Raw genomic sequence first — 6,201 nt, 5'->3', positions numbered from 1 at the left:
GGCAGCCGCGGCTACCTCATCGGCGAACTGGGCGAGGGGGGCGGAGGGGCATAAATGCCCCTAATGGAATTCCTGGCGGAATTCCTACGCCCCGGAATTCGCCTGGCGGCGAATTCTCTGTGGTTTATGTCGGGCCGCTGGCGCGGCCCTTGGATTTGGCGCGTGAATTTGCCTGGCGGCAAATTCTAGGTTGTGGGTGGTAAATGGGGATTGGTTTATGCATTTTGCCTGGCGGCAAAATTGATTCTGTTTTTGTTTAGGCCGCTGGCGCGGCCTTGTGTTGGGTATTGGGTGATGGTGTGGATTGTTCGTGGAAGCGCTGGTGCGCTCCAGTTGTGATGGTTTGTCAGTGTGGTGGGGTGTCATGCCTGGTGGCATGACTGGGTGTTGGGGTTGGTCGGCCTGATGGGTGCTTGGGTGTGGTGGCGGGCGCCTGCCGGCGCCTGGGGTGGTGGGTTCGGGCTCACGTCTGCTGGTTCCCGGTTTCCTCTTGCGGCGCGTCGATGAGGGTGGGCCGCTGGCGCGGCCGGTGTGCTGCTTGTGAGCTCCGGTGGCCCGGAGCTCAGGCCACTGCGGTCTCGCAGTACTCCGCTCCCCCAGGTACTGGCAGATCGGCGTGTTCGGTTCTCTAGTGCGTGCCGTTATTGAGGTTGTGCCTGTCCCTGATGTTGGCTGTCCCGCGGGGCGATGTCTGCCGATTCGTGCGGCTACGGTGGGCCGATGTCCAGTCTTCCCCTTGGCAGCGAGCAGACAGAGGTGGCGCCAGCCGTGTGCGTGGTGCGCTCGGAGCTCGTGTCGGCCCTGCAGGCTCAAGGCGCTCACGGACAGCGGGCACTGAGCCTGTTGCTGGATTCGGCCCAGATCATGAACGCTCCTGCCGCCTTCCAGGCTCCTTACGAGGTGGCGCAGTCGTGCCTGCGTGGTGCGCTGGACAGTGTTCTGAAGATCGCCGGCGAGGATTTCCCTGGGTTGCGCAGCGCGACCCAGGCTGTCACTGAGGCGGCTGAGGCGGTGGCGGATGCCTGGCGGCATAGCAGCGGGGTGGGAGCCGGGGATCTGGATGTCCTCGTCGGCGCGGTCGATCAGTTGCGTGCTGAGCAGGAGAACCGTGGGGGGTTCCGTACTCGGCAGATCGGTCATTTGGTGCTTGAGCAGACCCGACAGGAGATGGGCCTCGCCGAGACGGAGGCGGCCCGCAGCTGGAGCGCCTTCTACAGCGCCGCTTCCGGTGTGCTGCACGGTTCCAGTAGCGGGGCCAGCGAGGCACGGCATCAGTTCTACGATGTCACCGCTGCTATGGAGCACCTCTTTCTCGGCTTGCCTGAGCGGGCGGACCGGTTGCGGGAGTTGGCCAGGCTGGATTCTCCGGTAGAGCGGGACGCGGACGAGGTTGCGCGGATGACCGATCCGCGGGCCGGGGTGTATTTCTTCCAGGCTGCTATGAGTGGGCGATGGCTCGATCTGCTGCCGCTGTCGCGGCTGCTGCCCGAAGAGCGACGCTGGCCGGCGGGGCCCTATCTGCGGCGGCTACTGGCTGATGAGCCGGAGCGGGTGTGTGCCTGGGTGGAGGAGAACCTGGACGCGATCTGTGCCAGGGGGCCCGGGGCGCTGTCGCAGGCGGTCGGGGTGGTCAGTGAGACGGGTATGGCGGCATGTGCCTTGCTGGCCAGGCTGGTGCGGGCACAGCCGGAACGGTTTGTCTTGATGCGTGTCGCGGACTGGGCCAGGGATGTTCCCGTTGCCGAGCGGACTGGGCTGTGGGTGCGCGTGCTCGAGGGCATCGTGCGGGCCCGCACGTTCACCGAGCACGAGTCCTGGGAGAACGGACAGGTGCTGCGCGAGCTCGTCGACACCGCACACCCCAAAGGCCGGCTGCGCACCGGCAAGGACCGGCTCGGCGTGTCATCCGTTCCGCGCTTGCCGATGTCCTCGCCGACCATCTGAATGACGAGAGCGCGGGCTTGCAGGCCGAGCTTGTCAACGAACTCGGCACGATCACGCTGACTGACCCACCGCATGTCATCGTCGTGACGCTGATACGGGCCGTGCTCGATCTCGCCCTGGCCGAGGCGCAGCTCGGCGTGCCGGTCGGACAGCGGTTGCGGGGTGTGCACGGCAAGCTGCCCGTCGCCGAGCACCAGGCGCGGCTGGTGGCTGTGCATCTGACGGAGTCCTGGCCCCACGACAGCCAGCGTGCCGAGGCTGCGGCCGAATGGTGGCAGACGGCGGTCGCCGCCGCGCGGCAGGTGGGCCGCGGAACATGGCCGAGCGCGGACCTGGCCGACTTCCTCGCCCTGCTGGACGGCCACTGTCCGCAAGAGCTGCGGGCGCAGATGGAAGCGGCTCTGGGAGAAGGCTTGGGCGCACCGCCTGCTGCGGCCCAGATACGCGCGTGGGCTGATGCGTTTCCCGGGCCGGTGCCGCGGCGGTGGCGCGTCGTGCGACGGCTGTCCCCGGTACTGCCCGAGCCCGTGCGCGGGCCGTGGGAGCCGGTCCTGTCCCTGCTGGAGGAGAAGTACGGGCCTCCCCCGAGCAGGCCTGAGCCTGTTGTGAAGACCACCTCGTGGGTGGAGACCTACGGAGGGCTGTCCGTAGAGGTCTTCAGCGCGCGGGCTCAGGCCGACGGGGCGGCTGCGGCTGTCGCCGCGCTCGCTGCCGCCCAAGTCACAGACGACGATGGCTACGCTGATGAGGATCGTGCCGGACTGCTGGGCGAGCTCGTGGCCCACGATCCGCAGGCCTGGGCTGCGGATCCTGCCGCGGTCGCGGCGGCCGCCGCGCGCCCGGTCCTGCAGGCCGCCTACTTCAACGCCCTCCACCACGCCGCAGGTAAAGGCCTGCTAGATCCCGGGGCGCTGGTCGCGCTCGCCGAGGCAGCCTTCGCCATCCGCCCACGGGAGGCCGACGGGCCGCAGGCGGTGCAGTTGCAGCTGGTCATCTCCAACCTCCTGCACCGCGCATGGGACAGTGGCGCATCCCTGGGGGCCGTGGAAGCGGATGCCGTGGCGTGGCTGCGTGATCTGGTCACTGGCTGGAGCACCCCGCGTCTGGGCACCTCCTCCCCACTGGGCGTGGCCACGACGGCGCCCGGCGGCAGCGCCCTGCTCTCCCTGACCGCCTGGGGTGGCCAGTCCGGTGTGCGCACCGCGGACGGTCTGCCTGAGGAGCTGACGACGACGCTGGAGACTCTGCTGAGTGCCGAGCCGGCCGATGACCAGGCTCTCGCGGTCATCGGGTTCTGCCTCGCCCTGCTCCACCGCTGCGACCCCGCTTGGACAGCCGGCCACGTCGACACGCTCCTGCCTTTGGAGCCTGCGTGGCGCCCTGCGCGTGTCTGGCTGGCTCACGGCAAGCCCGACGCAGCGTTGCTGGCCCGGCTGGACCGCCCCGGTCTGTGGCGTGTCCTGTGTGCGTCGGATACCGAAGGCGCCCACTACCGGGTCCTGCGTGCGCTGCTGGACGATGCCGAACCTCTCGGCCCTGCCGAGGAGTTCCTCGCCGGACTCGTCGGCTGCCCCGGAGGGGCCGTCGCCATATCCGCGATACTGTCCCAGCTCGCCACCTACACCGACCGCTCGGAGAGCGACGAGGTGACCGACCGGGCCGTCGGTCTATGGCGTGCTGCCCTGGACGCCGGTCTCCCGGCTGCCGCCTTGCGCGGGGCCGGTCATTTCGCGTTCACCGCTTGTCTTGACCAGGACCTGTGGCTGGAACTCACCGTCGCCACTCTCGCCCAGCAACCCGACCTGGAAGACACCCTCGCCATGGTCAAACGCGCGGGTCGTACTCCCGCTTCTCCTGGCGCCCAGCTCATCGCTGCCGCTGCCCTCGACCACGGGCCGATAGAAGGCTACCGGCGGACCAGGACCGTCCGCCTCGCTGCCGACCTCTATGCCGCAGCACCCGCTGAGAACACCTCCGAGCGTGAGGCATTGCGTGTGGCCCTGATCAACGCCGGAGCCATCGATGACGCCTACGGGAGCTGACGAACGCCTCCGGATTACGGCAAAGGCGGCAGCTCGGTGCGTGGGTACCGGTTCCAGGAGGACGCTGCCTGTTTGCTGGACTTGGAGGGCCGAGGCCGCCTGCTCGTGGCCGGCCCGTCTCATTTGACCCGTGCACGAGCCCGTGGTGTGTCCTTGCCTTACGATTCGGCGATCTCGGCGGTGGAGAATCCCGTCAAGATGCCAGGCCATCACGCTGCGTTGTCTGAAGGGCAGTTGGAGAAGGGTGTGCAGGACGTGCCGTTGCTGCTCGTTCAGTTCTGTGGCGTGCAGCTGATGAGGATTTGCGAAATTCCCCAAGCACGCTCTCGGCTCCCACTTGGTTGACCTCGCAACGAACGGAGTCACCCGCTTCCGAAGGGAGCGGGCCGGAATCGGTTCCGGCCCCAGGCCCGTGTGTTGCAAATCGCGGGCCTTCCCTTGTCAGTGGTGCGCGATAACCTCCCGTCCGTCACGATGACGCTGAGGGAGAATCACATGCCTGCGCGCCTGGGCTCGCTGGAAGCAATCCGGCTGATGCGAGAGGCCGGCTTCGAGCCGCTGGACGAGTACGTGAACTCCAGCACCCCATGGAGGAGCAGACACATTGCCTGCGGGGCGATCGTCACCCCACGGCTCAGCAACCTCCGGAACTCGAAGATCGGGTGCCAGCCATGCGGCGTGAAGCTGGGAAGCCGCACCCGATCTCTGGACGAGGAGACCGCGGTCGCCCGCCTCCGCAAGGCGGGCCTCGAGCCGCTGGAGCCCTACGTCAACTCACACGAGCCGTGGCGCTGCCGCCATCTCGCGTGCGGCCGGGAGGTGACACCCGTGCTCAATCGTCTACGCACCCAAGGCGGATGTGTGTACTGCGCGGGCTGTGCGCCGGTGACACTGGAGGAGGCCGCAGCCGACATGCGGGCCGCCGGGTACGAGCCGCTGGAGCCCTACGTCAACTCACACGAGCCGTGGCGCTGCCGCCATCTCGCGTGCGGCCGGGAGGTAACGGCGACCCTCAACCGAATCCGCAGCGGCACTGGGTGTTGCTGGGCGTGCGGGGTGGCGAAACGCACGGCGACGACCCGCCTGGCAAAGACCGAAGCGGAAGCCCGGCTACGAGCAGCCGGCTACGAACCTATGGCTGACTACCCGGGATCGAAAATGCCGTGGCCTGCTGTCCATCTGGCCTGCGGGCAGGCGGGCACCCCCCGCCTCAGCGACCTCGGGCGCCGAACCGGGTGCCGCTCGTGCGGCATCGAATCTCGCGTCGCAGCTCGGCGCGGGGACCAGGCCGAGGCCATCGCCCGAATGCGGGAGGCCGACCTGGAGCCCTTGGAGGACTACAAGAGCCGCAACACACCGTGGATGTCTATCCACCTTCCGTGCCGCCAGGTCGTGTACCCGAGGCTCGGCGGCATCCTCGCCGGGCAAGGTGGATGCCGCTCGTGCGCCGACAAGCAGAGCGCGGATAGGCGACGCACCGACACGGAGCTGGCAGTCGCACGCATGCGGGACGCCGGGTTCCTTCCGCTGGTGGCGTTCCAATCGACGAGCCGACCGTGGCGCAGCCTTCATCTCGCGTGCCGTCAGATCGTCACGCCGACGCTGGCCAGCATCGACGGCGGGCAGGGTGGTTGCGTGCACTGCCACCCCGGAGGGCTTGACCGGGAGGCCCCAGCGGTGGTCTACGTGCTGGCGCACCCGCACCACAATGCGGTGAAGGTCGGTGTCACCGGAAACGGGACGAGCCGACTCGCCCAGTTCTCCGCGATTGGCTGGGACGTGGTGGCCACGCTTCCGTTTGAGACCGGCGCCCAGGCCCTGACCGTGGAGACTGCGGTCAAGCGTCGGCTGGCCACTGAACTTGGACTGTCACACTTCCTTACGGCTGAGGTGATGGGCAACCTCGGCGGGCACACGGAGACGTTCGACTCGGACCGGGTGTCGCCGTCCGTGCTGCTCGCCATGGCGGCGGAGGAGCGCAGCCGTGTCCCCGTCCAACGCGGACACGGGAAGGCCAAGACCAAAACGGTGCTGTAGCGCAAGCGACGCTCGGTCCAGGCGCAGTATGTGTGCCCGAGCCCACTCGTTCCTGCGCCGATTCACCGCAAGTGGGGAACTCAGTGAGCAAGTCTGGTCAACACCTGAGCAGCGGATGGGGAAATTCAAAGAGCCCCATCACAGCGGGGTGCTCCAGTCCGCGCTCGTCTCCGCCAGC

At 68.0% G+C, this 6,201-nt stretch carries 3 protein-coding genes; all 3 read left to right on the top strand.

Features of this window, described 5'->3' with window-relative positions; genetic code table 11:
• Positions 1-720: 720 nt before the first annotated feature.
• The 3 genes from ABZ192_RS24355 to ABZ192_RS24345 all read left to right on the top strand — a co-directional run bounded on the left by ABZ192_RS24355 (position 721) and on the right by ABZ192_RS24345 (position 6,023).
• A complete protein-coding gene (locus tag ABZ192_RS24355) occupies positions 721-1,944 on the top strand; it encodes a hypothetical protein (protein WP_356926553.1) in 1,224 nt (407 codons plus the stop codon).
• 17 nt (positions 1,945-1,961) lie between these two features.
• Complete coding sequence (locus tag ABZ192_RS24350; RefSeq protein WP_356926552.1) at positions 1,962-3,986, top strand: hypothetical protein; 2,025 nt, start codon at positions 1,962-1,964, stop codon at positions 3,984-3,986.
• A 495-nt stretch (positions 3,987-4,481) separates the two neighbouring features.
• Positions 4,482-6,023: a hypothetical protein gene (locus ABZ192_RS24345; RefSeq protein ID WP_356926551.1), complete on the top strand. Its 1,542-nt coding sequence runs from the start codon at positions 4,482-4,484 to the stop codon at positions 6,021-6,023.
• The last annotated feature ends 178 nt before the right edge of the window (positions 6,024-6,201 follow it).

Source organism: Streptomyces sp. NPDC006235, from assembly GCF_040613735.1.
Classification (GTDB): domain Bacteria; phylum Actinomycetota; class Actinomycetes; order Streptomycetales; family Streptomycetaceae; genus Streptomyces.
The sequence above is the reverse complement of the archived record's forward strand: the minus strand, read 5'-3'. Positions and strand labels throughout refer to the sequence as shown.

Excerpts from the sequence above, each read along its gene's own strand:
- ABZ192_RS24345 (WP_356926551.1), top strand. The coding sequence starts at position 4,482 with ATGCCTGCGCGCCTGGGCTCGCTGGAAGCAATCCGGCTGATGCGAGAG.
- ABZ192_RS24355 (WP_356926553.1), top strand. The coding sequence starts at position 721 with ATGTCCAGTCTTCCCCTTGGCAGCGAGCAGACAGAGGTGGCGCCAGCC.